The 25,109-nt window shown below is 70.7% G+C and carries 24 protein-coding genes and 1 pseudogene; 6 read left to right on the top strand and 19 right to left on the bottom strand.

Features of this window, described 5'->3' with window-relative positions; all coding sequences use genetic code 11:
- Positions 1 to 42: 42 nt before the first annotated feature.
- Together IE226_RS18300 and zapE are read right to left on the bottom strand one after the other, a co-directional pair.
- The gene (locus tag IE226_RS18300) at positions 43 to 1,407 is read right to left on the bottom strand and encodes an alkaline phosphatase PhoX (protein WP_190082340.1); all 1,365 of its coding nucleotides are present in this window, start codon (positions 1,405 to 1,407) and stop codon (positions 43 to 45) included.
- Between the two features lie 94 nt (positions 1,408 to 1,501).
- A complete protein-coding gene (gene zapE, locus IE226_RS18295; RefSeq protein ID WP_190082339.1) occupies positions 1,502 to 2,593 on the bottom strand; it encodes a cell division protein ZapE in 1,092 nt (363 codons plus the stop codon).
- Positions 2,594 to 2,630: 37 nt separating this feature from the next.
- On the opposite strand from zapE, the gene IE226_RS18290 reads away from it, so the two are divergent.
- The 4 genes from IE226_RS18290 (at position 2,631) to msrB (ending at position 6,040) form a co-directional block, all read left to right on the top strand.
- Positions 2,631 to 3,395 carry a pyrimidine reductase family protein gene (locus IE226_RS18290; protein WP_190082338.1) on the top strand — a complete coding sequence of 255 codons (765 nt, stop codon included), beginning with the start codon at positions 2,631 to 2,633 and terminating at the stop codon, positions 3,393 to 3,395.
- A gap of 144 nt (positions 3,396 to 3,539) precedes the next feature.
- The gene (locus tag IE226_RS18285; protein WP_190082337.1) at positions 3,540 to 4,013 is read left to right on the top strand and encodes an indole-3-glycerol phosphate synthase; all 474 of its coding nucleotides are present in this window, start codon (positions 3,540 to 3,542) and stop codon (positions 4,011 to 4,013) included.
- A gap of 169 nt (positions 4,014 to 4,182) precedes the next feature.
- Complete coding sequence (murC, locus tag IE226_RS18280; protein WP_190082485.1) at positions 4,183 to 5,580, top strand: UDP-N-acetylmuramate--L-alanine ligase; 1,398 nt, start codon at positions 4,183 to 4,185, stop codon at positions 5,578 to 5,580.
- A gap of 52 nt (positions 5,581 to 5,632) precedes the next feature.
- Entirely contained in the window at positions 5,633 to 6,040 is a 408-nt protein-coding gene (msrB, locus tag IE226_RS18275) for a peptide-methionine (R)-S-oxide reductase MsrB (RefSeq protein ID WP_190082336.1), read from the top strand.
- A gap of 89 nt (positions 6,041 to 6,129) precedes the next feature.
- Here the strand turns inward: msrB and IE226_RS18270 are convergent, their stop codons facing one another.
- The 4 genes from IE226_RS18270 to IE226_RS18255 all read right to left on the bottom strand — a co-directional run bounded on the left by IE226_RS18270 (position 6,130) and on the right by IE226_RS18255 (position 10,297).
- On the bottom strand, positions 6,130 to 7,458 hold the full coding sequence (locus IE226_RS18270) for a M28 family metallopeptidase (protein WP_190082335.1): 1,329 nt from the start codon (positions 7,456 to 7,458) through the stop codon (positions 6,130 to 6,132).
- A 292-nt stretch (positions 7,459 to 7,750) separates the two neighbouring features.
- Positions 7,751 to 9,193: a hypothetical protein gene (locus IE226_RS18265; RefSeq protein WP_229871164.1), complete on the bottom strand. Its 1,443-nt coding sequence runs from the start codon at positions 9,191 to 9,193 to the stop codon at positions 7,751 to 7,753.
- A 125-nt stretch (positions 9,194 to 9,318) separates the two neighbouring features.
- Positions 9,319 to 9,780, bottom strand: a complete 462-nt coding sequence (locus IE226_RS18260; RefSeq protein WP_190082334.1) for a hypothetical protein — start codon at positions 9,778 to 9,780, stop codon at positions 9,319 to 9,321.
- Positions 9,781 to 9,886: 106 nt separating this feature from the next.
- Positions 9,887 to 10,297, bottom strand: coding sequence for an organic hydroperoxide resistance protein (locus IE226_RS18255; protein WP_190082333.1), 411 nt, complete (start codon positions 10,295 to 10,297; stop codon positions 9,887 to 9,889).
- Positions 10,298 to 10,417: 120 nt separating this feature from the next.
- Here IE226_RS18255 and IE226_RS18250 point away from each other — a divergent pair, with 120 nt between their 5' ends.
- Positions 10,418 to 10,945 carry a MarR family winged helix-turn-helix transcriptional regulator gene (locus IE226_RS18250; RefSeq protein ID WP_190082332.1) on the top strand — a complete coding sequence of 176 codons (528 nt, stop codon included), beginning with the start codon at positions 10,418 to 10,420 and terminating at the stop codon, positions 10,943 to 10,945.
- A gap of 13 nt (positions 10,946 to 10,958) precedes the next feature.
- Here IE226_RS18250 and IE226_RS18245 read toward each other — a convergent pair whose 3' ends face one another.
- The 6 genes from IE226_RS18245 to IE226_RS18220 form a co-directional block, all read right to left on the bottom strand.
- Positions 10,959 to 11,954, bottom strand: coding sequence for an ABC transporter substrate-binding protein (locus IE226_RS18245; protein WP_190082331.1), 996 nt, complete (start codon positions 11,952 to 11,954; stop codon positions 10,959 to 10,961).
- 101 nt (positions 11,955 to 12,055) lie between these two features.
- On the bottom strand, positions 12,056 to 12,835 hold the full coding sequence (locus IE226_RS18240) for an ABC transporter ATP-binding protein (protein ID WP_190082330.1): 780 nt from the start codon (positions 12,833 to 12,835) through the stop codon (positions 12,056 to 12,058).
- Position 12,836: 1 nt separating this feature from the next.
- Complete coding sequence (locus IE226_RS18235; RefSeq protein WP_190082329.1) at positions 12,837 to 13,973, bottom strand: FecCD family ABC transporter permease; 1,137 nt, start codon at positions 13,971 to 13,973, stop codon at positions 12,837 to 12,839.
- A gap of 156 nt (positions 13,974 to 14,129) precedes the next feature.
- Complete coding sequence (locus IE226_RS18230) at positions 14,130 to 15,413, bottom strand: MFS transporter (protein ID WP_229871161.1); 1,284 nt, start codon at positions 15,411 to 15,413, stop codon at positions 14,130 to 14,132.
- Positions 15,410 to 16,237: a Rossmann-like domain-containing protein gene (locus IE226_RS18225; protein ID WP_190082328.1), complete on the bottom strand. Its 828-nt coding sequence runs from the start codon at positions 16,235 to 16,237 to the stop codon at positions 15,410 to 15,412. Before IE226_RS18225 ends, IE226_RS18230 begins: the two co-directional genes overlap by 4 nt.
- Before the next feature lie 55 nt (positions 16,238 to 16,292).
- On the bottom strand, positions 16,293 to 17,288 hold the full coding sequence (locus IE226_RS18220) for a pyridoxal-phosphate dependent enzyme (protein ID WP_190082327.1): 996 nt from the start codon (positions 17,286 to 17,288) through the stop codon (positions 16,293 to 16,295).
- 284 nt (positions 17,289 to 17,572) lie between these two features.
- Here IE226_RS18220 and IE226_RS18215 point away from each other — a divergent pair, with 284 nt between their 5' ends.
- Complete coding sequence (locus IE226_RS18215) at positions 17,573 to 18,508, top strand: GHMP family kinase ATP-binding protein (RefSeq protein ID WP_190082326.1); 936 nt, start codon at positions 17,573 to 17,575, stop codon at positions 18,506 to 18,508.
- On the opposite strand, the gene rbsD is transcribed toward IE226_RS18215, so the two are convergent.
- The 7 genes and pseudogenes from rbsD to IE226_RS18180 all read right to left on the bottom strand — a co-directional run bounded on the left by rbsD (position 18,505) and on the right by IE226_RS18180 (position 25,090).
- Entirely contained in the window at positions 18,505 to 18,894 is a 390-nt protein-coding gene (gene rbsD / locus IE226_RS18210; RefSeq protein WP_190082325.1) for a D-ribose pyranase, read from the bottom strand. The genes IE226_RS18215 and rbsD overlap by 4 nt on opposite strands.
- A complete protein-coding gene (locus tag IE226_RS18205) occupies positions 18,891 to 19,820 on the bottom strand; it encodes a ribokinase (RefSeq protein WP_190082324.1) in 930 nt (309 codons plus the stop codon). The genes rbsD and IE226_RS18205 overlap by 4 nt, the downstream gene beginning before the upstream one ends.
- A 57-nt stretch (positions 19,821 to 19,877) precedes the next feature.
- Positions 19,878 to 21,827: an ABC transporter permease/substrate-binding protein gene (locus IE226_RS18200; RefSeq protein ID WP_190082323.1), complete on the bottom strand. Its 1,950-nt coding sequence runs from the start codon at positions 21,825 to 21,827 to the stop codon at positions 19,878 to 19,880.
- A complete protein-coding gene (locus tag IE226_RS18195) occupies positions 21,817 to 23,388 on the bottom strand; it encodes a sugar ABC transporter ATP-binding protein (protein ID WP_229871159.1) in 1,572 nt (523 codons plus the stop codon). Before IE226_RS18195 ends, IE226_RS18200 begins: the two co-directional genes overlap by 11 nt.
- Entirely contained in the window at positions 23,385 to 24,401 is a 1,017-nt protein-coding gene (locus IE226_RS18190; RefSeq protein WP_190082322.1) for a LacI family DNA-binding transcriptional regulator, read from the bottom strand. The genes IE226_RS18195 and IE226_RS18190 overlap by 4 nt, the downstream gene beginning before the upstream one ends.
- A 212-nt stretch (positions 24,402 to 24,613) precedes the next feature.
- Positions 24,614 to 24,832, bottom strand: a pseudogene (locus tag IE226_RS45245) (DUF1266 domain-containing protein); the annotation flags it as partial.
- A gap of 18 nt (positions 24,833 to 24,850) precedes the next feature.
- A complete protein-coding gene (locus IE226_RS18180; RefSeq protein ID WP_190082321.1) occupies positions 24,851 to 25,090 on the bottom strand; it encodes a hypothetical protein in 240 nt (79 codons plus the stop codon).
- Between the last annotated feature and the right edge of the window lie 19 nt (positions 25,091 to 25,109).

Here is a 25,109-nt window from a genome sequence, read left to right as displayed (position 1 = left end):
CGGGTGCGCGGCACGTCGCCGCGCACCCGGCCCCGGGTCGGATCAGGTCCTGTGCCAGGGCCCCGTCACCGCGAACGTCGTGCCGGGCGTGTAGCAGTTGACGTACATCGTGTCGTGGTCCGGCGAGAAGCAGACGCCGGCGAACTCGCCCCACTCCGGCTCCTCGGGAGTGCCGATGTTCTGCCGCCCGCGGGCCATCGCGTAGACCTCGCCGCGCCGCGTCACGCCGTACACGTGCTGTGCGCCGCCGCCGTCCTCGGCCACCATCAGGCCGCCGCTGGGAGCGAGGCAGATGTTGTCGGGGGACTCGCCCGGCAGCTGGATGTCGGTGCTCGGGCCGAAGACGATCACGAGGGTGAGGCGGCGCTCGGAGGGGTCGTAGCGCCAGATCTGTCCGAAGTGGTCGCCCGCCGAGCCCTCCGCGCTGTGGGCGAACGACGAGACGAAGTAGACCGATTTCCCGCCCCAGTAGCAGCCTTCCAGCTTCTGCGCGTGCGTGATGCCCTTGGGGCCGAAGTCCTGGTTCCTGATGGGAGTCTCGACGGCCAGCGGGTCCGGCACGTCGACCCATTCGATGCCCTTGAAGCTGGCACCCGTCTCCTGGATCGCGGACAGGTCGGGCACCCCCGGCACCCGCATGGCCTGCAATGTGCCGCCCGCGCGGAGGGAGCCGAGGCCGCCCTCGGGTTTCTCGGGCAGGAAGCGGTAGAAGAGCCCGAAGGGCTTGAGGAAGGCGTCCTCGGTCTCGTAGACGACGCCGCGGCGGGGGTCGACGGCGATCGCCTCGTGCTGGAAGCGGCCCATCGCGGTGAGCGGTACGGCGCCGGTGCGGTGCGGGTCGACGGGGTCGACCTCGAAGATGAAGCCGTGGTCCTTGGTGTAGCCGTTCGTGCCGGCCTTGTCCTCGGTCTCCTCGCAGGTCAGCCAGGTGCCCCATGGGGTGGGGCCGCCCGCGCAGTTGACCGCGGTCCCGGCGATCGCGACGCGTTCGCCCAGGACGTTGTTGTGGCGGTCGAGCGCGAGTGCGGTACAGCCGCCCTTGCCCATCGGGTCGTAGGTGAGGCCCTTGACCGTGGGTACGGGAGTTCTTCCGTTGTGGCGGTTCTCGTGGTTGCGGACGAGATGCACGCCGCCGCGCTTGCCGCGGAACGCGTCCATGCCGTCGAAGTTGCTCGGCACCTTGCCCTCACCGGACGGCAGATCGCCGCCCTCCCGCGAGAGGACCTTGTAGCGGAAACCTTTCGGCAGATCTAGCAGCCCGGCGGGGTCGGGCACCAGCGGCCCGTATCCTGCCTTGCCCTGCGCGGCGGCGCTGCCCGCGAAGAGTTCCGAGAGCGCACCGGTGAAGGCGATTCCCGCACCCACCGCACCGGTGCGGGCTAGTACCTGACGTCGTGTCGTGGACATAAAAGGCCGACCTCCTGCTGGCGGACAGGAACATGACCGGATGTGTGTACCACGCGCCTAGGCGCGCGGGAACCACGCGCGTAGCGGTGAGTCTTTACGCCTTTACGAGGCTCTTCGCGTCCCGCGCGAGCGCGGTGAGCCGCGAAATCGCCCGGAAGTACTTCTTCCGGTAGCCGCCGTTCAGCATCTCCTCGCTGAACAACTGATCGAAGGGGACACCCGAGGCGAGCACGGGGACCTCGCGGTCGTACAGACGGTCGGCGAGGACGACGAGGCGCAGCGCGGTCGACTGGTCGGGCACCGGCGTCACCTCGGTGAGGCAGACGGCCGCGAGTCCGTCCGTAAGCGCTCCGTACCGGCTGGGGTGGACGCGCGCGAGGTGGTCGAGCAGGTGCGGGAAGTCGTCGAGGCTCGCACCTTCGGTCGCGTACGCGGCCTTGGTGACCTGCTTGTCCGAGTACGGAGCGGGCGCTTCCGGCAGGCCCCGGTGGCGGTAGTCCTCACCGTCGATGCGCAGTGACCTGAAGTGGGTCGCGAGCCCCTGGATCTCGCGCAGGAAGTCGGCGGAGGCGAACCGGCCCTCGCCGAGCTTGCCCGGCAGGGTGTTCGAGGTCGCGGCGAGCGCCACGCCTTCGTCGACGAGCCGGGAGAGCAGCGAGGACACGAGCACCGTGTCGCCCGGGTCGTCGAGCTCGAATTCGTCGATGCACAGGAGCCGGTGCCCGCTGAGGGTGCGCACGGTCTGCTGGAAGCCGAGGGCGCCGACCAGGTTGGTCAGCTCGACGAAGGTGCCGAACGCCTTCTGTCCGGGCTCGGCGGGCGTCGCGTGCCAGAGGGAGGCGAGGAGGTGGGTCTTGCCCACGCCGTAGCCGCCGTCGAGGTAGACGCCGCGGGGGCCGGTGGGGGCGGCCGCCTTCTTCTGGAACCAGCGGCGCTTGCCCGACCCGGACGCGTGCGCGCCGCCGAGCCCGGCCGCGAACTCGCTCAGGACCCGCACGGCCTCGGTCTGGCTCGGCTGCTTGGGGTCCGGTATGTACGTATCGAAGCGGACCGAGTCGAAGCGCGGGGGCGGCACCATCTCGGCGACCAGACGGTCGGCGGGGACATGGGGCTCGCGGGCGCACAGCGACAGGGGAGCCGCTTCGGCTATGGGGCTCTGCCCGGGGGCGGCGGTGGAGGACGACACGGTTCCTAACTCTAAGCGCCGTGCAAGACTGCTGGACATGCGACGCCTGTTCCCTGTGACCGACCAGACAGACGAAACGGCAGTACGAGAGTGGGAGCTGGGGGAGCTTGCCGACGCGTACGCCTACCCGCCGGGCGACGCCCCCTGGCTGCGCGCCAACATGGTGTCCACCCTTGACGGAGCGGCCCAGCACGACGGCCGCTCCCACCCCATCTCGAACGCAGCGGACATGCGGATCTTCGGCACCCTGCGCGCACTCGCCGACGTCGTGGTCGTCGGTGCCGAGACGGTCCGCCAGGAGGGTTACCGGCCGGCACGGGAGCGTGCGGACTTCGCCGCGCGCAGGGCCGCGGCCGGGCAGACGGTGGTGCCCGCGATCGCCGTCGTCAGCGCGAGCCTCAACCTGGATTTCTCCCTTCCGCTTTTCACCGAGCCGCTGGTGCCCACGCTCGTGGTGACCGGTGCCGAGGCGCCGGCCGACCGGATCTCCGCGGCCGAGAAGGCGGGCGCCGTCGTGGTGATCGCGGGGGAGGGGGCCGTGGTCGAACCGGAGCGGATCGCACCCGCCCTCGCGGAGCGCGGCCTGACCCGGCTGCTCACGGAGGGCGGGCCCCGGCTGCTCGGCCAGCTCGTGGCGGCCGGCGCCCTGGACGAGCTCTGTCTGACGGTGTCCCCGATGCTCACCTCCGGGGACGCGCAGCGGATCGCCTGGGGGTCCTCGGTGGCGGTGCCGGAACGATTCACCCTGACCTCCGTACTGGAGGAGGCCGGGTTCCTCTTCACCCGATACCGTCAAACCTGACAATCAGCGGAATCAACCGTTCCGTTTTGCTTCCGCTGGGCACACTAAAAGTCGCAGACCCCGTGCGGCCACGGGGCAGGATGGTTTCCGCAGGGGCTGTCGAGACAGACTCTCGGCGGTCCACGGATGAGAAGGGCGCCTGTCGTGTTCACAAGCGTATTGATGATCGAGAAGGCCCTGACCTCCGCCGACGTGGAGTTCGTCACCACCTTGCACGGCGACGAGACGGTCACCTTCCGGGTGCTGCTCCAGCCCCGCGGCGACCAGGCCGACCGCTTGCTGCGGGCCATCGACGACGTGGCTCTGGGGGAGATCGACGAGGCGGCGAGGGAAGGGGACGTCCCCGAGGGGCAGGAGGCGGCGGCCCCCGCGCAGAAGGCTCTGGAGGTCTCGCTGGCCGCGCTGCGCGCGGCGGGCTGCGAGGCCCTTGGCCAGCTGATCGAGGATCATCCGCTCGACGCGCTCAAGCAACTGGTCGACGAGGCGGGCGCCGACGAGGTCATCGTCCTGACCGATCCCCACTACGTGGAAGAGTTCTTCCACCGGGACTGGGCGTCTCGTGCGCGGCACAAGGTGGGGGTCCCGGTCCTGAAGCTGTTCTCGCACGCGAAGGACTAGTCCCCTCTCGTACGCGAAAGCTGGTCCGCGGGTTCGGTGAGGGCTGGTCGCGCCGTTCCTCGCGCCCCTTACAGGGCGCAGGTGTGCCCCGTGTCCGTGCGAGGCAATAGTCTGGGCCCTGCTCAGCGGCTCAGCTGCCGTAACTCTTGGACCCTTGGGAGACACACGTATGGCACCCGGCCTGCCCACCGCCATGGACCGACCGCACTTCATCGGCATCGGCGGCGCCGGAATGTCGGGCATCGCCAAGATCCTGGCCCAGCGCGGCGCCAAGGTCGCGGGCAGCGACGCGCGGGAGTCGGCCACCGCCGAGGCCCTGCGGGCCCTGGGCGCCACGGTCCACATCGGCCACGACGCCGCGCACCTCGCGTCCGACGCGACCTGCGTGGTCGTCTCCTCCGCCATCCGCGCCGACAACCCCGAGCTGGCCCGCGCCACCGAGCTCGGCATCCCGGTGGTCCACCGCTCGGACGCCCTGGCCTCCCTCATGGAGGGCCTGCGTCCGATCGCGGTCGCCGGCACGCACGGCAAGACCACGACGACGTCGATGCTCGCGGTCACCCTCTCCTCCCTCGGCCTCGACCCCTCGTACGCGATCGGCGGCGACCTGGACGCGCCGGGCTCGAACGCCCTGCACGGCGAGGGCGACATCTTCGTGGCGGAGGCGGACGAGAGCGACCGCAGCTTCCACAAGTACGCGCCCGAGGTCGCCATCATCCTGAACGTGGAGCTCGACCACCACGCCAACTACGCGTCGATGGACGAGATCTACGAGTCCTTCGAGACGTTCGTCGGCAAGATCGTCCCCGGCGGCACCCTGGTGATCGCGGCGGACCAGTCGGGCGCGGCGGAGCTGACGAAGCGCGTGCGCGACGCGGGCGAGCTGAAGGTCGTCACGTACGGCGAGTCGGAGGGTGCCGACCTGCGCATCCACAAGATCACCGCGCGCGGCCTGACCAGCGAGGTCACGGTCATCCTGAACGGCAAGTTCCTGACGTTCACGGTCTCGGTCCCCGGCCGCCACTACGCCCACAACGCCGTCGCCGCCCTCGCCGCGGGCATCGCCGTCGGCATCCCGGCGCACAACCTTGCCTCGGCCATCGGCTCGTACACCGGCGTCAAGCGCCGCCTCCAGCTCAAGGGCGAGGCAGCCGGCGTCCAGGTCATCGACTCGTACGCGCACCACCCCACCGAGATGACGGCCGACCTGGAGGCCATGCGGGCCTCCGCGGGCGACTCGCGCCTCCTGGTCCTCTTCCAGCCCCACCTCTTCTCGCGCACGCAGGAGCTGGGCAAGGAGATGGGCCAGTCCCTGGCACTCGCGGACGCCTCCGTGGTCCTCGACATCTACCCCGCCCGCGAGGACCCGATCCCCGGCATCACCAGCGCCCTGATCATCGACGCGGCCGTGGCCGCTGGCGCCGACGTGCGGGCCGCGCACGAGAAGAGCGACGCCGTGGCGGCCGTCGCGGGAATGACGAAGCCCGGTGATCTCGTTCTCACCATGGGAGCGGGCGACGTCACGGACCTCGGCCCGCAGATCCTGGCCGAACTGGCGAAGCAGTAGTTCCCAGCGGTGATCCGAAGCAGCAAGACCAAGCAGTAAGGGGTTCAGTCTCATGTCGTACGACGTCGAGAAGCCGGACGAGCAGTGGCGCGCGGAGCTGAGCCCCTCGGAGTACGCGGTCCTGCGCCAAGCGGGCACGGAGCCCGCGTTCGTCGGTGAGTACACGGACACCAAGACCAAGGGTGTCTACAGCTGTCGCGCGTGCGGCGCGGAGCTGTTCACGTCGGAGGAGAAGTTCGAGTCGCACTGCGGCTGGCCGAGCTTCTTCGACCCCAAGGACACCGACGCGGTCGAACTGCTCCAGGACACCTCGCACGGCATGATCCGCACCGAGGTGCGCTGCGCCCGCTGCGGCTCGCACCTCGGCCACGTCTTCGAGGGCGAGGGCTATGCGACCCCGACGGACCAGCGGTACTGCATCAACTCGATCGCACTGACGCTGGCGCCCGCGGAGGGCTGAGCCGGCGGTCACTGTCCCGGCGCCCGGCAGCGGAAGTCGCTGCCGGGCGCCGGGGTGTGTCCGGGGCGCTCCCGAACTTCCGCAACGCTCTAGAAGGTCAGCTTCCAGCTGTTGATGTAGCCGGTGTCCTGCGACGCCACGTCCTGCACGCGCAGCTTCCAGGCGCCGTTCGCCGGCTCGCTCGACGCGTTGACCGTGTACGTCGCGATGACGTTGTCCGCCGAGTCGTTGCCGCTGGAGTTCTTCAGGCGGTACGCCGTGCCGTCCGGGGCGAGCAGGTCCACGACCACGTCGCCGCGCCAGGTGTGGCGGATGTCGACGTCCGCCCTGAGGGTGGCCGGGGCGTTGCCCGTGCGGCCGGTCACGTTGATCGTCGAGGTCACGGCCGTGCCGTTGTCCGGGATGGTGACGTCAGCGGTGTTCTCGTACGAGTCGCCCGGCGGGACCGGGGTGTCCGTGCCGAGCGTCCAGATCGCGTGGGCGATGGCGTCGCTGTTGCGGTCGAGCGCGGTGTCGTTGATGTTCGCCGTGGTGTCGCACGAGGAGTGGTAGCAGCGGTCGAAGGCCTGGCCCGCCGTGCCGCCCCACTTCTGGGCCTGCGCGCTGGTCTTCGTGCGGCTCGCGCCCGTGAAGAGGCCGCCGACCGGTATGCCCACGTTCTTGAAGCTGGCGTGGTCGGAGCGGCCGTCGCCCTCGGTCTCTATCTCCGTGGGGACGTTCAGGCCCGCGTAGAAGTCCTTGAACGTCTTCTCGATCGCGGGGTCGTCGTCGTAGACGAAGTAGCCCGGGTTCGGAGAGCCGATCATGTCGAAGTTGAGGTAGCCGGAGACCTTCGAACGCTCGGCGGTCGGGAGGTTGTTGACGTAGTACTTCGAGCCGACCAGGCCCAGCTCCTCCGCCCCCCACCAGGCGAACCGCAGGTGCTTCTCCGGCTGCAACTGCGCGCGGGAGACCGCGAGCGCGGTTTCCAGGACGCCTGCCGAGCCCGAGCCGTTGTCGTTGATGCCGGGGCCCGAGGAGACGCTGTCGAGGTGCGCGCCCGCCATCAGGACCTGGTTCGGGTCGCCGCCCGGCCAGTCCGCGACGAGGTTGTAGCCGGTGGCACCGCTGGAGGTGAACTGCTGAACGGTGGTGGTGAATCCGGCCGCGTCCAGCTTGGCCTTCGCGTAGTCGATCGAGGCTTTGTAGCCGGGGCGGCCGTGGGCGCGGTTGCCGCCGTTGGCCGAGGCTATGGACTGGAACTGGGAGAGGTGCGCCTTGACGTTGGCGAGCGGTATGTCGGGGGCCGCGAGCGTCGGGGACGGGGCTGCCAGGGCCGCGGGCGCGGTGGCCGCGATCAGGCCGGCGGCGGCGAGGGTGGCGACGCCCGCGGTGGCCCGTCTCAGGGCGCGGGGCACGGCGGATCTGGAGAGTCTCATGTGGGGCTCCGAATTCCGAACAGCGAAGGGGACGGAACGTACTGACGCCCCGCGACGCGGATGCCGCAGGGCGTTGGAGCTGTGCTGAAGAGCTGGAGCTGTGCTGAAGAAGGGTGCGTGGCGCAAAGTGCGTTGCCTGATATTGAGGGTGGCGGGACGCGCCGTCAAGGGAAGAATCCGGTCAGAATCCGGGAAGAGGGGTTCGTATATCGGACGTTGTGCCGGGTTCCACTTGCGGTACCGGGGCGATCGGCACTGCTCGGCGGGCGGATGGCGCGCACTGTGAGCCGGGTCAGGCGTCCAAACCAGCCGCCCACTTGCGCCTCTTCAGGACATGCTCGCTGAAGAGGTGCCCGCACCGGTCGAGCAGTACGCCCACCTCCGGGTCTCCGCGCCGTACGTCCGCCGAGGGATGCCAGCGCTGCACGGATTGCGCCGCCCACGTGCGCAGCTTCACGTCCGGGTCGTCCAGAAGTCCCACCGCCGCTCGCAGCACCGCGACCCCGCCGTGCGCGTGGAGCAGCCGGAACGCGGCGACGCGGATGTGCCGGGGGAGCCGCGGCCCCGCGCGCTCCAGGAGCCAGTCGGCGGGGAGTTGCCGGGCGGACGGCAGCAGGGCGAGGGTCGTCTGGCGTACGACGCCGGGGGCCGGGTCGTCGAGCAGCGGCCGCAGTTGCCGCGAGTCCGCCAGGTCCAGCGCCCGGAGTCCGGCCACGGCCTGCCCCCGTACCCCGTCCGCGGGATGTGCGAGCAACGGCCGCAGCAGCGCGCCGTCCGCACGGTCGCCGCACTCGGCGAGGCCGATGACCGCGCCGGGCACGAGGCCGGGGTCGTCCGGCGTCGCGCACCGCTCCCGGTACCAGGCCACGGGGTCGCCTCCGTGCTGTCGTACGACATACCGGGCGCAGGCGCGCACCCGCCCGGACCGGTCGCCGAGGAACGCCTCCGCCCGTTCCGGCTGCCCCGCCCGCCGCAGCGCGGTGACACCGGCCGAGCGGACATGCGGGGGGCGTGCGGTCAGCAGCGGTTCGAGCACGTCCGCGGGAGCGGCGTCCGCTTCCCGCAGCCTCGTGAGCGCCGCCGTCGCGCACAGATCCTGGATCACAAAGTCCGGGTCGTCCGCGGCGGCGCGGGCCAGTTCGGCGGGGCTCAGGCGGTCGTGCTCGGCGGCGAGGCGGTAGGCGAACCGCCGCGTCACGCGGTCGCGGTGGACGAGGAGGGCGGCGAACTCCGCGAGGGGCGCTCGCCGCAGCGTGTCCCCGAGCAGCTCGACGCCGAAGCCGCCCCGGTCGCGGCGGCCGACCAGCAGGATCAGCGGGGCGAGGGCGACGGCGGCAGGCGGGTCCAGCGCCTCGCGCAGCAGCTTCCGGGCGCGTTCGCGCACGGGGGCGGCCCAGTCGGAGCAGCGGATGACGATGAGCGGAAGGAGGCCGGGGTACGGCCCCGCCCGGCGTATCGCGGTCTCGCGCGTCCTGCCGTCGCGGTGGCAGAGGGCGAGCGCGAGCCCGGACTCACCGAGCTGTGTCAGGTCGGCGGGCAGCGGGGCGGCGTGCTCCCACGCCGGCCGGGGCACCGTGCGGGTCGGGTAGCTCCAGGACACCTCCCGCACGCCCGCGTCCAGCGAGACCCAGCCGACGGGATCATCGGCAGCCACGACACTCCGCAGCCGGGCCCCCTCGGCGAGCCGCACGGCCGCGGCGACCCCCTTCTCGCCGTCCTCGACGCTCTCACGCATGTCCGCCCCCGATTGGTCCGGTGATACCGGCAGTAAGGAGGCGATCGTAGAACGGCTGATCGATGCGACGCGCGCGATATACGGCGGGCCCCGCCGAGCGGACTCAGCCCTGGTCCCGAGCGGACTCAGTCCTCTTCGGGGGTCTCGGGCCGCAGCAGCGGATGCTTCACGCCGGGGAACACCCGGGCCTTGACGACCGGCTCCGCGGACCCGCCCTGGACCACTGTCTCGGCGATGCCCCACGGGCGGTCCGGCAGCTCGACCAGGATGGTGTACGTGGACGCGCAGCCCATGCAGTCGTAGCGGTCGGCCCAGATCTCGACCTCGGTGCGGCTGCCGGGGTAGCGGGCCACGTGGCGGTGGCGGGCGTGGCAGCGGTCGCACTTCTCGCCGGGCTCGCAGGTGCCGCCGCAGGGGCACGGTACGTCCAGGGTTTCCGCGGGCTGCCAGCGCTGGGTGACGACGGCCTCGCGGGTGGCGCCCATGTCCTTCATCGACTTGAGATTGCGGGCGGCGACCACATACGACTCGCCGGTCGACGTCATCCGCTTCCGGATCACGCCCTTGCGTCCGCGGTTCGTCGTCATTCTGGGCCTCCTGGGGTTCACGCAGCCCACCAGGAGGCCCATGAGATCGGTCCCTCTACGGTACCCGCCGTACGGCGCGGGCCCGAATTCCGGCCGTCGGCCAGGGTTACTCGATGACGAGCTCGACCTCGATGTTGCCGAGCGTGGCCTTGGAGTACGGGCAGTACGCGTGCGTCGCCTCGACCAGCCGCTGCCCGGTCTCGCCGGCCAGGGAGTCCGGCAGCTCCACGCGCATCACGACCGCGAGCCCGAAGCCCGCGTCGTCCTTGCCGATGGAGACCTCGGCGGTGACCGAGACGTCCTTGGTGTCGACCTTCATCTCACGGGCGACCGCTCCCATGGCGCTGGCGAAACAGGCCGCGTACCCGGCGGCGAAGAGCTGCTCGGGGTTGGTGCCCCGGCCGTCGCCGCCGAGGGCCGGGGGCATGGCGAGCGCGAGGTCGATCTGGCCGTCGGAGCTGACGGCGCGGCCCTCGCGGCCGTTGGCGGTGGCGACGGCGGTGTACAGCGCGTTCATGGGGTGTCCTCTTCCCTCGGTCGAAGAACGTGAGCAACGGAGTTCGTTCGCTCGAGAGCAATAGTTGCACACGATTTAGTTGTGCACAACTGAATGACGCGTGCGAGGTACCCTGAAGCCATGACGCCCTCGCCGACCGCCGCCCCCTCCGGGCCCCCCGCCCCCTCCGGGCCCCCCGGACCCGGAGCGCCCGACAAGACGGACCTGCCCGACTCCGAGCTCCTGCGCCTCGACCACCAGGTCTGCTTCTCGCTGCACGCCGCCTCGCGCGCCTTCGGCGGCGTCTACCGCGATGCCCTCAAGGATCTGGGCCTCACCTATCCGCAGTACCTGGTCATGCTCGTGCTCTGGGAGGACGGCCCGCGGCCCGTCAAGGCCATCGGCGAGCGCCTGCGTCTCGACTCCGGCACGCTCTCGCCGCTCCTCAAGCGGCTCGAGGCGGCCGGTCTCGTACGGCGTGAGCGCAGTGCCGCCGACGAGCGGTCCGTCACCGTTCACCTGACCGACGACGGCGCGGAGCTGCGGGAGCGCGCGCTTGCCGTCCCGCGCCGGATCCTCGAAGCGACCGGCATGACGGTCGAGGAGGTCCTCGCCCTGCAAGGACTCCTCGGCCGTCTGACCGGCGCGCTCGACCGGGCGGCCGGCTGAGGCTTCGCGGCTGTTACCGCTTCAGGTCGCGCAGGTACTTCCCGAACTTCTCCAGGCCGTCGACGTTGCGCGGGCCGCTGATGCCCTCGTTGTAGTCGAGCACGAAGAAGTTGTTCTTCTTCACGGCGGGCAGTTCCTTGGTGTGCGGGGACTTCTTCAGGAAGTCGATCTTCTCCTTGGCGGGCTTGTCGCCGTAGTCGAAGATGATGATGACCTCGGGCTCGGCCTTGGCGACGGCCTCCCAGTTCACCTGGGTCCACCGCTCGTCGAGGCCGTCGAAGATGTTCCTGCCTCCGGCCGACTTGATGATGTCGTTGGGCGGGACCTGGCTGCCCGCCGTGAAGGGCTGGTCCGTGCCGGAGTCGTAGAGGAAGACGGGGACGTCGTCCTTCTCGGGGGCCTTGGACTCGACGGCGGCCACGCGTTTCTTGAGGCCGTCCACGACCTCGTCCGCCTTCTTCTCCACCCGGAAGATCTTGCCCAGGCGTTCCAGGTCCGAGTACAGGGCCTTGAACGGTGTGACCTTCTGCGGGTGGCCGGGGTAGTTGAAGCAGCTCTCCGTGTGCATGAAGCTCTGGATGCCGAGCTTGTCCAGGATCTCCGGGGTGATGCCGCGCTGGTCGCTGAAGCCCGAGTTCCAGCCCGCGACGACGAAGTCCGACTTGGCCTCGACGACGAGTTCCTTGTTGAGGAGATCGTCGCTGAGCATCTTCACCTTGGCGTACTCCGATGCCCAAGGAGACTCGCTGACCGGCGGGTTGGCAGGCGGCATCACATAGCCGTGCACGTGCTCGGTCAGGCCCAGGCTGAACATCTTGTCCGCGCTGCCGCCTTCGTAGACCACCGCGCGCTGCGGAGTCTTGTACGCGACGGGCTCACCGCAGCGCTTCACGGTGACCTTGTCGGGCGCGCCCGCGGCCTTGGAGTCCGAGTCGACCTCCGCGCCGCAGCCGCTGAGCAGCAAGGCTCCCGCGAGCGCCGATCCGATGGTGATGCGTGTTCTGGGCATGACGTCGTAACGCCTTTCAGAGGTTCAGAGGTTCAGAGGTTCAGAGGTTCAGGGGGCTGTGGGGTTCAGGGGTTCGGAGGTTCAGAGAGGTTCAGAGAGGTTCAGAGAGGGGGCGAGGGGCTCAGCGCGTACAGGAGTTGAGGGTCGCCGGTCAGGGGGTGGCTGATCACGCTGGCCTTGACGCCGAACACCTCGTCGACGAGACCCGTGGTGAGCACCTCCTCCGGCGTCCCGGCGGCCACCAGCGCGCCGTGCGACAGCACCCCGATGCGGTCGCAGGCGGCCGCCGCGAGGTTGAGGTCGTGCAGGACGACGAGGACGGTGAGGCCCGAGCCCTTGAGGAGCGAGAGGAACTCGATCTGGTGGCGCACGTCCAGGTGGTTGGTCGGCTCGTCGAGGACCAGGATCCGCGGCTCCTGCACCAACGCCCGTGCGAGCAGGACGCGTTGGCGTTCCCCGCCCGACAGGGTGAGTACGCCGCGGTCGGCGAGGCGGGTGAGATCGAGGCGGGCCATCGTCCTTGCGCACAGCTCCCGTTCGCGGGCGCCGAGAGCCTGGTTCCCGCGCAGATGGGGGGCGCGGCCCAGCGCGACGACCTCCTCCACCGTGAAGTCGAGGTCCACCGCGCCGTCCTGGGCCATCGCCGCGACGACCTGCGCGCCACGGCGCGGCGTCAGGCGCGAGAGGTCGTCGTCGCCCACCCTGACCACGCCGGAGCTGGGCCGCAGCGCCCGGTAGACGCATTTGAGCGCGGTGGACTTGCCGCTGCCGTTCGGGCCGACGAGGCCCACGATCTGACCGCTGCCCACTTCGAGGGACAGGTCCCGGACGAGGAGCTTGCCGTCGATGGTCACGGACAGGCCGTCGAGTACGAGGTCCATCTCAACGCCCTCCGAACATATAGGCCTTGCGCCGCATCAGCGTGACGAACACCGGCACCCCGACGAGCGCCGTGATGACCCCGAGCGGCAGCTCGCGCGGCGCCACGAGGGTCCGCGACACGAGATCGACCCAGACCATGAACACCGCTCCGACCAGCGGTGCGACCGCCAGCACCCGCGCGTGCGTGGCGCCGACCACCATGCGTACGAGGTGGGGCATGACCAGGCCGACGAAGCTGATCGCGCCGCTCACCGCGACTATCACTCCGGTGATCAGCGAGGCGAGCAGGAGCAGGCCCTTGCGGTGCCGGTCGGGGCTGATGCCCAGGCTCGTCGCGGTCTCGTCGCCGAGCGCCAGGACGTCGAGCGCCCTGCTGTAGCGGTGGAGCACGGCGAGGCCGAGCAGTACGCAGCCGGCCACGACGGGCAGGGAGCCCCAGCTCGCGGCGCCGAAGCTGCCCATCGTCCAGTACAGGACCATGCTGGTCGCCTCGCTGTCCGGCGCGAAGTAGATGATCACGCTCATCACGGCCTGGAAGCCGAGCGCCATCGCCACGCCCGTCAGGACGAGCCGCAGCGGCGAGAGCACGCCACCGCGGCTCGCCGAAGCGGCGTACACCAGGAGCGATGCCACCAGCGCCCCGATGAACGCCCCCGCCGATACCGCGTAGATGCCGAGCGCCGCGAGCCCGCCCGTGACCGTCACGCCGACCGCGCCGACCGACGCGCCGGAGGAGACGCCCAGGACGAAGGGGTCGGCCAGGGCGTTGCGCACCAGGGCCTGGATGGCGACGCCGACCGCGCTGAGCCCGGCGCCGACAAGTGCCGCCAGGAGGACGCGGGGTGTACGGATCTGCCAGATGATCTGATACGTCGTCACCTCATCGGCGGCGATGCTCCCGCCGCTCAACGCCGCCCACAGCAGCCGGGCGGTGTCACCCGGTGTGACGACGGCGGACCCCAGGCCGATGGCCACGACGACGGAGGCGAGGAGGACGAGGAGAAGCGCGGCGCAGGTCGCCGCAAGCCCGGTGCGGGAGGTGAGCCTACTTCGTACGCCTTTGGCCGGCGTGTCCGGCGGCGGGGCGTCGGACGCCGCGGCAACGGCAGCCGTGGGGGAGAGCGAGGGCGGGGACATGGTGGTCGGGCCTTTCGATTCGGTGCGAGGGCAGCTGTGTCGGAGCGGGACGCGCTGGAGCCGGGCGTCGTAACGCGCCCCGCGAGGGGAGCGGACCGTGACCTGTGCGGCTCCGCCGCGCGGGCGCGATCAGCCGCCACCGGCCCGCAGTTTCGCTCAGGCCGCGGGTTCCGTCTCCACCGGCGTTGCCTCACCCACCGGCCCCGCCCGCAGCACGAACACCCCCGCCACGAGTGCCGCCACCACCAGCGCGCCGAACGTCGCGGCGACCCCGGGGTAGCCGGCGAGACCGAGACCGAGCCCTCCGAGGCCCGCGCCCACGAAGACGCCGAGGCTCATTCCCGCGGCGTTCACGCTCAGGGCCGCACCCCGCTGGGTTCCGCAGCGACGGACGAGCAGGCTGACCACGCACGCGGCGACGACGGCGTGGCCGGCCGCGTGCAGGGACGTCATCAGGAGCGCGAGCGGCAGCCAGTGCGTGAAGTAGAAACCCACGACCGAGACGAGCGCGGCGACCAGACCGAAGGCCAGCATCCGCTCGGTGCCGATCCGCGGCTCGGCGGAGTTCGTGATCCGCCCCGTGAGGAGGTTGCTCACGAAGAACGACGCGCCGCTGAGCGTCCACACGAACGCGAAGAGCCCGGGACCGAGGTCGAACCGGTCGTCGTAGTAGGCCGCCAGGTAGGAGAGGTAGCCCATGAACACGGCGGTGCGCAGCAGGGCGATGAGCAGCAGCGGCACGACACCCGGAATCGCGCCGAGCGCCTTGAACGAGGCGATGTAGCCGAGGCGTAGGCCGTCGGCCTGCTCCTCGACCGGCTTGTCCTTGCCGCGTACGAAGAAGACGGCGGCCAGGAGCAGCGACACCCCGGTCACGGCGAGCAGGTCGCCCTGCCAGCCCCAGAACAGGGCGGGCAGCGCGATGACCGGCGCCGCCAGCATCGCCGTCATCGACTGGGTCGCCGTGACGAGCGTCGCCGCGCGCCCGGCGGCCTTCCCCGAGCCGAAGCGGTCGGCGGCGGCGGCGGTCAGCGCCGGGTTGAGCACCGACGTACTGGCGCCGACGAGCAGGCAGAACACGGCGAGCAGGATGAAGTCCCCGCTCGCGCCGAGTGCGGCGGACACGCCGAGTGCCGCGAGACCGCCCGCGGCGGCCCACTCCTTGCGCACGCGGTCGATCAGGGGCGCGAGCGCGGTGCCCACCAGGAGGGCGGCGAGACCGCCGAGCCCGCGCAGTCCGCCGAGGGTCGCGACACTGCTTTCGGCGTCCTCGGCCATGGGCACCAGATACGTGCTGAAGACGGTGAACGGCAGCAGACCGACCGCGGACGCCACCAGGACGGGCCACAACATGCGGGCCATCCGCAGATCGCCCGGCACGGCTTCTTCCGCCTCGACGGGCCGGGGATGCACCGCGGAGTCCCTGGAGTCGACGCTCACGCCGCCTCCCGGTAGCGGTAGAGCGGGGTCTCGTCGGCGCTGAACTGCGAGAACGCGAAGGGCTCCGCGGAGAGTCCGGTGACGCCCGCGGGCAGGAACGCGCGGGCCACGGCGCTGCCGCTCTGCGCGTACACCACCAGCGGCACCCCGTGCTCGCGGCAGTGCGCGAGGATCAGGTCGAAGGTGCCGTTGCTCAGCGTCATGCCGGTGGCGACCACGGCGTCGGCCTCCCCGAGTACCTCGGTCATGTCGTCGGTGATCCGGTCGCCCCACTGGGTCGTACGGAGATTGAGATCGCAGGGCAGACAGACGCCGCCCCGCTCGCGTATCGCCGCCACGAGGGGGTTGACCACGCCGATCAGTGCGACCTTCGCGCCCGGCTCGATGTCGAGCAGCCCGGCGATCGCGGCGTCGCGCGCCTTCGCCCGGACCTCCGGGGTGCCGGTGGGCAGCATGACGCGCTCGGCGCCGGCGGCCTCCCGGTGCGGGCTCACCTGCGCGAGATAGGCGTCGAGTGCGGCGATACGGACGGGAGTCGACTCGGCGCGCAGCAGTTTGCCGAGGGTGTGGCCCGAGGCGTTCTCGCAGAAGTCCGGGGCGAGTTCACCGGCCTCGAAGGAGCAGGCGCCGAAGGCCGTGCCGACCCTGAGGAGCAAGTAGTGGTTGTGGTAGGTGACTTGGCTGCCCGCGAGGCGGGTGGTGTTGTACAGCCAGAACGCGCTGGTGACGGTGAGCTCGTCGGGGTCGGGGCCGTAACCGCCGGCCAGGACGGCGTCGATGAGCTCCGCGACGTTGTGGGGCGTGCGCGGGTCGGGGTGTGACATGTGGAGTTCTCTCGGTGTGGTGGAAGCGGAAAAGGGGTGCTCGGCTGTCGCGCGGTCAGCGGTCGGGGAGATCGGGCCACGAGGTGGTCGACCAGGGGTGCCTCAGCTCGTCGAGCGAGGTGATCTCATGCGGCTTCAAGGTGTCGATGTCCGGTGCCTGTGCGTGTTTCGCGTAGGCGCTCTCGACATAGCGGTGACCGGTGTCCGCCGCGATGAAGACGTACCTACGGGAGTCGTCGCGGCGCTGTTCCCAGAGAGTGGTCAGATAGGCGGCGCCGGCGGAGAGTCCGGCGAATATGCCGCTGTTTCTGAGGAGCGATACCGCGCCGGACACCGCGCAGTCGAAATTCACCCAGTGCACGCGGTCGTACGCCTCGTGCCGGACATTCTTGAATTCGATGGCGCTGCCGATGCCGGCGATGATCATGTCCGGGTCGGCGACGTGTTCCGAGCCGAAGGTGACGCTGCCGAAGGGCTGCACGCCGACGAGTGAGACGTCCCGTCCCGCTTCTCGCAGATATCCGGCGATGGCACCGGTCGAGGCCCCCGATCCGACCCCGCCCACCAGGGCGAGGGGGCCTTCGGGGAGCTCGGTGTCGATCGTCCCGGCCACGTCGCGATAGCCGTAGTAATGAATGCCGTCGTGGTACTGCCGCATCCAGTGGTACGACGGATTCGCTTCGAGTATCTCGGCGATGCGCCGCACTCTCAGCTCCTGGTCGAGCCGGAGATTCTTGGACGGCTGCACTTGTTCCAGCGTGGCGCCGAGTATCTCCAGTTGGATGCGCAAGGTGCGGTCCACGGTCGTGGAGCCCACGATGTGGCACTTCATTCCATAGCGGTGGCAGGCGAGTGCGAGGGCCTGTGCGTAGATGCCGCTGGAACTGTCGATGAGGGTGTCGCCGTGTTTCACGGCACCCGATTCGAGAAGGTGACGGACTGCTCCGAGGGCGGAATAGATCTTCATCGTCTCGAACCGGAGGCAGAGCAAGCCCGGTTCCAGGGATATGAGATCGGGTTTCTTCACCGCTTCGGCTATGTGGTCGTGCATGTCTGCCCGCTGCCCCCTGTGTTCATTGGCCGTGTACCGGTCGCCGAGCCGAGAGCATCACACTAGATGAAAATGATTGTCAAGACGCATAGTGCTGTGGCAGCCTGTGGGCCTGACGGCGTCGGTACGTGACGTCGGGACGTAGGCGTCGGGACGTAGGCGTCGGGACGTAGGCGTCGGGACGTAGGCGTCAGGATGTTGAGAGGAGACCTGTGAAGCTGTCCCGGGATGCGGGGCCGCGCCCCCGCACGGCGGGTGCGGGCGCGGGGCCGGCGGGAATCGGCGTGGGAACCGCCTTCGGCACCTTCGGTGAGCTGCTTCAGGGTGTGCTGCCGGAGGAGGACGGGGACTTCCTGGTGACGTTGCCCGTCGCACGCTGGACGATGGCCACGTTCCGTCGGGAGCCCGGCTCCGGGGACGTGGTGGTGCGGCCCGCGGGCAAGACCAAGGCGCTCCGACTCGCGCGCACGATCGGTGAGTCGGCGGAACGCGGGACGGGCGTGCCGGTCGGCGGGACCCTCCACGTCAACAGCGTCATCCCGGAGGGCAAGGGGCTCGCGAGCTCATCGGCCGACCTCGTCGCGACCGCGCGGGCGGTCGGCCGGGCGCTGGGTGTCGCGATGCCGCCGTCCCGGATCGAACGGCTGCTGGCGGACATCGAGCCGACGGACGGGGTGCTCTACCCGGCGATCGTCGCCTTCCACCATCGCACCGTGCGGCTGCGCGCGGTGCTCGGGTCGCTTCCGGTGATGGCCGTGGTGGGGATCGACGAGGGCGGTTCGGTCGATACGGTCGACTTCAACCGCATCCCCAAGCCGTTCACCCCGGCCGACCGCCACGAGTACGCGCGCCTGCTCGACCGGCTCGCCTGCGCCGTCCGCCGCCGCGATCTCGCGGAGGTCGGCAGGGTCGCGACCCGCAGCGCCCAGATGAATCAACTCCTGCGCCACAAATGGTCGTTGGAGCCGATGCGGGAGATCTGCCGGGAGGTCGGCGGCCTCGGCGTCGCCGTCGCACACAGCGGCACGACCCTCGGCATCCTCCTCGACACCGCCGACCCCTCGTACACCCAGCGCGTCAGCGCGGCGGCGCAGGCGTGCGGGGAGCTGACGGGCGGGGTGACGGTGTACCGCACGCTGAGTTTTCCCGGCGGGGCGGGTCTCTCCGGCGGGGCGAGTCTGCCGGTAGGCGCGGCCGGGGTCGCGACGCGTCCGGCTTAGAAGAACACCCCGCACCGCAGCAGCACATTCGCGTACGGCGTGGCCTCGCCGGTGCGTACCGCCAGACGGGACGTCGCCGTGCGGCGTTTGAGCTCCTCGTGCGGGATCAGGGTGAGGGGCGTGACGCGGGAGGCCAGGAGTGCCGCGGTCGCCGGGTTCGCCTGCCGGACCTCCGTCGCCGCGGTGCCGCCCTCCGTCACCAGCTCGGCGAGCAGCCCGTCGAGCACCTCGGCGAAGGACGGCACGCCCGCCCGGAAGGCCAGGTCGACGACCTTGGGGCCCGGCGGAATCGGCATGCCCGCGTCGCAGATCAGGACGGTGTCACCGTGGCCCAACTCGGCCAGGGCGCCGCAGAGATGGCGGTTGAGGATGCCGGTCTTCTTCATGCGTAAAGCACCTCCACCTCGTCGGAGGTGGGATACGACTCCTGGGCGCCCTGCCGGGTGACCGACGCCGCTCCGACGCGCGCCGCGTACGCCGCCGCCGTCGGGAGATCGTCGCCCAGGCCGACGCGCCAGGCCAGGGCCGCCGTGAACGCGTCGCCCGCGCCGGTCGTGTCCACCGCGTCCACCTTCGGGCTCGGCACGGCGACGGGGGAGCCGTCGCCGTCCGCCGTCAGTGCTCCGTCCGCGCCCAGTGTGATCACCACCGAGCGGGGGCCGAGGGCGAGCAGCGCCCGCGCCCAGTCCGCGGGGGAGTCCTCGGGCGCCGCGTCGTCGCCCAGGATGTAGCGCGCCTCGTGCTCGTTGACCACCAACGGGTCGCAGGCCGCGAGGACTTCGGGCGGCAGCGGGGTCGGCGGCGACGGGTTCAGGACGAAGCGGGCGGCGGGCGGCAGCGTGCGTACGAGCTCGGTCACCGACTCGACAGGAATCTCCAGCTGGGTCGAGATCACCCGGGACGCGGCGAGCAGGCTGCCCGCCGCACGGATGTCCTCGGGGGTCAGCCGGGCGTTGGCGCCCGGCGAGACCACGATGCTGTTGTCGCCCGACGGGTCGACGGTGATCAGCGCGACGCCCGTGGGCGCCCCGCCGACCAGGACGCCCACCGTGTCCGCGCCCGCCGCGCGCTGCGACTCCAGCAGGAGCCGGCCGTGGGCGTCGTCGCCGACCCGCGCGAGCAGGGCGGTACGGGCGCCGAGCCGGGCCGCCGCGACCGACTGGTTGGCGCCCTTGCCGCCGGGATGCGTGGCGAGGTCGGAGCCGAGGACCGTCTCGCCGGGGGCGGGGCGGCGCTCGACGCCGATGACCAGGTCGGCGTTGGCCGAACCCACGATCAGGAGGTCGTACGTGGCGGCGTCGTGGTCGTTCATCGGTGGATCCAGCTCCTGTGTTCGTTCGATCGGCGGGCGGCTCGGAGCCTCGGGGGGTCAGGAGAAGTCGGCCACGTTCTTCCGCGTGACCACCTTCACCGGCACCTTCACCATCGCGTCCACATCCTTGCCGCGCACCGCCTTCACCGCGTTCCGCACGGCGATCCGGCCCAGCTCCTTCGGCTGCTGCGCCACGGACGCGTAGAGCGTGCCGCCCTCGACCGCCTTGAGCCCGTCGGGAGTTCCGTCGAAGCCGACCACCGCGACCGACTTGCCCGCCTTGCCGCCGAGCGCCTTGGCGGCGCCGAGGGCCATCTCGTCGTTCTCGGCGAAGACACCGTCGATGCCGGGGTTGGACTGCATGAGGTTCGTCATGACGTCCAGGCCCTTCGTACGGTCGAAGTCCGCGGGCTGGGAGGCGACGACCTTGATGCCGGGGTACTCCTTGATGCCCTCGGCGAAGCCCTTGCCGCGCTCCCGGCTCGCCGACGTGCCCGCGACACCCTGCAAGGTGACGATCTTGCCCTTGCCGCCCAGCTTCTCCGCGAGGGTCTTCGCGGCGAGCTTGCCGCCGGCGACGTTGTCGGAGGCGACGAGCGTCGCCGCCTTCGCCTTGTTCACCCCGCGGTCGGCGGCGATCACCGGGATGTCCGACTTGTTGGCGCCGCGCACCGCCGGGCCCACCGCGTCCGAGTCGACCGGGTTGACGATGATCGACTTCATGCCCTCGCCGGTGAAGTTCTGCAACTGGTTGGTCTGCTGCGAGGCGTCGTTCTGCGCGTCGGTCACGGTCAGGTCGATGCCCGCCTTCTCGGCCTCCGCCTGCGCGCCCTCCTTCATCTGCACGAAGAAGGGATTGTTGAGGGTGGAGAGCGACATGCCGACCTTCGTCGTCGTGCCGGAGGAGGAACCGTTGTTGAAGAGGGAGACGCCACCGATGACGGCCGCCGCCAGCACGGCCGCGAGCCCCAGCTTCAGGACCTGCGGCCCCTTCCTGCCGCCCCCGGCCGCCGCGCCCGTCGAGGCGCCGGGGGTCGCCCCGGCCTTGCGGCGCAGCGTGTCGAGCAGCACCGCGAGGGCGATGACGACGCCGATCACGACCTGCTGCCAGAAGGCGGACACGGAGAGGAGGTTGAGGCCGTTGCGCAGGACCGCCAGGATCAGCGCGCCGATCAGGGTGCCGGACGCCTTGCCGACACCGCCCGCCAGGCTCGCGCCGCCGATGACGACCGCGGCGATCGCGTCCAGTTCGTAACCCTGCGCGGCCTGTGGCTGCGCGGAGACGAGACGGGAGGCGAGGACGATGCCCGCGACGGCGGCGAAGAGGCCCGAGAGGCCGTAGATGACGAGCTTCTGCCGCTTGACGCGCAGTCCGGAGAGACGCGCGGCCTCTTCGTTGCCGCCGATCGCGTACATGGAGCGGCCGATGTACGTACGGGCCAGGATGACGGCCGTGACCAGGCCCATCGCGATCATCACGATGACCGGAACCGGCAGCCAGCCGCCGATGGTGTCACCGAGGTTGGAGACCGAGTCGGGGAACGGGATCGGGCTGCCCTGCGAGATGACCAGGGACAGGCCGCGGGCCACCGAGAGCATCGCGAGCGTCGCGATGAACGGCGGGAGCTTCCCGTACGAGACGAGCAGGCCGTTCACGAAGCCGCACGCTATGCCGGTGCCGACGGCGAGGACGATCGCGAGCCAGACCGGCAGCCCTTCGGACGTCGCCGACCAGGCGAGGACCGTCGCGGAGAGCGCGGCCACCGAGCCGACCGACAGGTCGATGCCCGCCGAGACGATGACGAAGGTGACGCCGAACGCGAGGATCGCCGTGACGGCGGCCTGCACGCCCACATTGAGCAGGTTCTGGGTGGTGAGGAAGTCGCCGGAAAGCAGCGACATCGCCACCAGGAGGACGACCAGGGCGCTCAGCGCGCCGTTGTCGAGCAGGACGCGGCGCAGACCGGTGGCGCCACCCGCGTTGCTCTTCAGCGTTTCAGTGGCCACGGGAGGCCTTCCCTTCGGTTGCTTCGTCTGTCTGAACTGCCGTACTGCTCACGGCGAGTGCCATCACCGCGTCCTGCGTCGCGTCGGCCGCCGCGAGTTCGCCCGCGATGCGGCCCTGCGCCATGACGAGCACGCGGTCGCTCATGCCGAGGACCTCGGGCAGATCGCTGGAGATCATCAGGACCGCGTGTCCGGAGGCCGTCAGTTCGTTGATCAGCTGGTAGATCTCGACCTTCGCGCCCACGTCGATGCCACGTGTCGGTTCGTCGAGGATGAGCACCTTGGTGTCGGCGAGCAGCCACTTGCCGATGACGACCTTCTGCTGGTTGCCGCCGGAGAGCGTGCGCACGTGCTGGCCGATCCCGGCCATCCGCACGCCCAGCTGCTCGGCGATCCCGGCCGCCGCGGCCCGCTGCCCCTTGAGGTCCACGAACCCGGATCGGGTGGCCGAACGCAGCGTCACCAGACCGAGGTTCTCCTGTACGGAGGCGTCGAGCAGGAGCCCCTGGCCCTTGCGGTCCTCCGGTACGAGCCCGATGCCGGCGCCCATCGCGGCGATCACGTCATGCCGGGGCAGCCGCTCACCGCGTACATCGACGGAGCCCTTGTCGTACGGGTCGGCGCCGAAGACGGCACGCGCCACCTCGGTCCGTCCCGCGCCGACGAGCCCCGCGAGACCGACGACCTCACCGGCCCTCACCTCGAAGCTGACGTCGTGGAAGACACCGTCACGGGTCAGGCCGTCGACGGTGAGCAGCGCGGGCCCGGTGTCGGGGCGTTCGCGCGGGTACTGCTGCTCGATGCTGCGGCCCACCATCAGCCGTACGAGCTCGTCCTCGGCGGTCGACGCGGGCACCTGGTCGACGCTGCGGCCGTCGCGCAGGACGGTCACGCGGTCGCCGAGGGCGGCGATCTCCTCCAGGTGGTGCGTGATGAAGACGACGCCCACGCCGTCCGCGCGCAACTGCCGCACGATCGCGAAGAGTTTATCGACTTCCTCGCTGGTCAGGACGGCCGTCGGCTCGTCCATGATCAGGACGCGGGCCTTCAGGCTGAGCGCCTTGGCGATCTCCACCATCTGGAGCCGGGCGATGCCCAGTTCGCGCACCTTCGCGCGCGGCGACACCCGCACGCCGACCCGCTTCAGGAGCTCTTCGGCGGCCGACTCCATCGCCTTCCGGTCGATCATCCCGAAGCGGCGCGGCTGGCGGCCCAGGAAGATGTTCTCGGCGACGGTGAGGTCGGGGACGAGGTTGAACTCCTGGTAGATCGTGGCGATGCCGAGCCGCTCGGCGTCCTGCGCGCCGTGGATGCGGACCTCTTTCCCGTCCACGAGGATGCGGCCGCTGTCGGGGCGGTAGGCGCCGGAGAGCATCTTGATGAGCGTGCTCTTGCCCGCGCCGTTCTCGCCGAGCAGGACGTGCACCTCGCCGCGGCGCAGGTCGAAGTCGACCGAGTCGAGCGCGACGACGCCGGGGAACGTCTTGCGTATGCCTTCGATCCGCAGCAGCTCGGCGGCGTCCGACTGCGTGGTGCGCGGCAACTCGTCCGGGTCGCTCACGTGTTGCTCCTCTGGTCGGTGGGGGACTCGCCGCAGGAGCGGCGTACGACGAGACGTGCGGGCAGGGTGACGGACCGGGGTTGCCTGCCCTCTATCCGGTCGACCAGGGCCTGTACGGCGGCCCGGCCCAGATCGCCTGTCGGCTGGGCGATGGCGGTGATCGGGGGATCGGTGTGCACGAACCACGGGATGTCGTCGAAGGCGGCGAGCGCGATGTCGTCCGGTACACGCAGGCCGTGGGCCCGGATCGCGTCGAGCGCGCCGAGCGCCATCAGGTTGTCCGCGGCGAAGATCACGTGCGGCGGCTGCGGCAGCGCGAGGAACCGTTCGGTGGCCCGGCGACCGCTGTCGGCCTGGAAGTCACCCTGCCCGATGTAGCTGTCGGGCAGCGGAATCCCGTAGCCGCGCAGTGCCTCGCGGAAGGCCTCGACTCGCTCGCTGCCGGTCGTGGTGGCCGCGGGCCCCGCGATGATCGCGAGCCTGCGGTGGCCCACCGCGTGCAGATGGGCGACCAGATCACGGATGGCCTCGCGGCCGTCGGCGCGGACGACGGGGACGTCCACGCCGGGGATCCAGCGGTCCACGAACACCATCGGGGTGCTGGAGCGCGCGGTGTCGAGCATCAGCGGGGAGCCGCCGTCGGTGGGGGAGACCAGGAGCCCGTCGATCCGCCGGTCCAGGAGTGTGCGCACGTGGTGGTCCTGGAGCTCGGGCCGCTCGTCGGCGTTGCCGATGATCACGCTGTAGCCGAGCGCGCGGGCCGCCTCCTCGACGGAGCGGGCCAGGGCCGTGAAGTACGGGTTCAGTACGTCGCTGATGACCAGGCCGAGCGTGCGGGTCTGGTCGGTGCGCAGGGAGCGGGCGACGGCGTTCGGGCGGTAGCCCAGGCTCTCTATCGCGGCGACGACGCGGGTCCTCGCGGCCGGGCTCACCGAGGGGTGACTGTTCAGGACGCGCGAGACCGTGGCGACGGACACGCCTGCCTCGGCCGCGACGTCCTTGATGCTCGCCATCGCCGGTCCACCTCCTTGTGGAATCGATTACACGGAGGATTGGAATCGATTACACGGGCGGCTGGCAAGACCCTGGCGGGGCAGCGAGACCATATTGTGATGCGGGGTGCTCAGGTGAGCGAAGTGGCCCGAGCGGTCACCCGGGCCACTGTGCACCCGGGCCAGCACCCGGGCCCTTGGTGACCCGGGCCACTGCTGGTGCCGCGACCGGATCACTTGAACAGCACCGCCAGCCATGGGCTGTCCGGGTCCGAGGCCAGCTCGCGGTGGGCCCGGAGCGCCGTCGTGCACCAGTCGCCGAACTGCTCCTCGTCGAAGTGCGGGCAGCGGCCGAGGGCGTAGCCGGCGGAGAACTCCTCCCGGGAGGAGTTCTCCGCCCGGGCCTCGTGGCTCGCACGCTCGACGGCCGCTTCGAGCTCGGCGTGGGTCGCGTACCGGGCGCCGCGCCCTCAGCGGGCCATCTTCGAGGCGCGCCCGATGTCCCGGGCGGCGACGTTACGGACATGGCCGTCGGGCGGCAGGAGCTCGTCGGCGCGGAACCGGGACTCGTAGCGGATGATCTTCCCGACCAGGCCGCGCAGCGCGGCCCCGAAGTCGTCGAGTTCGGGGTCGTCGCCGGGCCTGTGCGGGGCATCGGGGGCATCGGGGCCCTCGCTCTCGAACACACGGTTGCGGATGGTCACCTCCACGCACTGCCGCCACAGCTCC

Source organism: Streptomyces longisporoflavus (assembly GCF_014649775.1).
GTDB classification, from domain to species: domain Bacteria; phylum Actinomycetota; class Actinomycetes; order Streptomycetales; family Streptomycetaceae; genus Streptomyces; species Streptomyces longisporoflavus.
This window is presented reverse-complemented; position numbering and strand designations above follow the sequence as displayed.

Coding starts and splice junctions, on each gene's coding strand:
- IE226_RS18300 (WP_190082340.1), bottom strand. CDS start 1,407: ATGTCCACGACACGACGTCAGGTACTAGCCCGCACCGGTGCGGTGGGT.
- IE226_RS18290 (WP_190082338.1), top strand. CDS start 2,631: ATGCGACGCCTGTTCCCTGTGACCGACCAGACAGACGAAACGGCAGTA.
- murC (WP_190082485.1), top strand. CDS start 4,183: ATGGCACCCGGCCTGCCCACCGCCATGGACCGACCGCACTTCATCGGC.
- msrB (WP_190082336.1), top strand. CDS start 5,633: ATGTCGTACGACGTCGAGAAGCCGGACGAGCAGTGGCGCGCGGAGCTG.
- IE226_RS18270 (WP_190082335.1), bottom strand. CDS start 7,458: ATGAGACTCTCCAGATCCGCCGTGCCCCGCGCCCTGAGACGGGCCACC.
- IE226_RS18265 (WP_229871164.1), bottom strand. CDS start 9,193: ATGCGTGAGAGCGTCGAGGACGGCGAGAAGGGGGTCGCCGCGGCCGTG.
- IE226_RS18260 (WP_190082334.1), bottom strand. CDS start 9,780: ATGACGACGAACCGCGGACGCAAGGGCGTGATCCGGAAGCGGATGACG.
- IE226_RS18255 (WP_190082333.1), bottom strand. CDS start 10,297: ATGAACGCGCTGTACACCGCCGTCGCCACCGCCAACGGCCGCGAGGGC.
- IE226_RS18250 (WP_190082332.1), top strand. CDS start 10,418: ATGACGCCCTCGCCGACCGCCGCCCCCTCCGGGCCCCCCGCCCCCTCC.
- IE226_RS18245 (WP_190082331.1), bottom strand. CDS start 11,954: ATGCCCAGAACACGCATCACCATCGGATCGGCGCTCGCGGGAGCCTTG.
- IE226_RS18240 (WP_190082330.1), bottom strand. CDS start 12,835: ATGGACCTCGTACTCGACGGCCTGTCCGTGACCATCGACGGCAAGCTC.
- IE226_RS18235 (WP_190082329.1), bottom strand. CDS start 13,973: ATGTCCCCGCCCTCGCTCTCCCCCACGGCTGCCGTTGCCGCGGCGTCC.
- IE226_RS18225 (WP_190082328.1), bottom strand. CDS start 16,237: ATGTCACACCCCGACCCGCGCACGCCCCACAACGTCGCGGAGCTCATC.
- IE226_RS18220 (WP_190082327.1), bottom strand. CDS start 17,288: ATGCACGACCACATAGCCGAAGCGGTGAAGAAACCCGATCTCATATCC.
- rbsD (WP_190082325.1), bottom strand. CDS start 18,894: ATGAAGAAGACCGGCATCCTCAACCGCCATCTCTGCGGCGCCCTGGCC.
- IE226_RS18205 (WP_190082324.1), bottom strand. CDS start 19,820: ATGAACGACCACGACGCCGCCACGTACGACCTCCTGATCGTGGGTTCG.
- IE226_RS18190 (WP_190082322.1), bottom strand. CDS start 24,401: ATGGCGAGCATCAAGGACGTCGCGGCCGAGGCAGGCGTGTCCGTCGCC.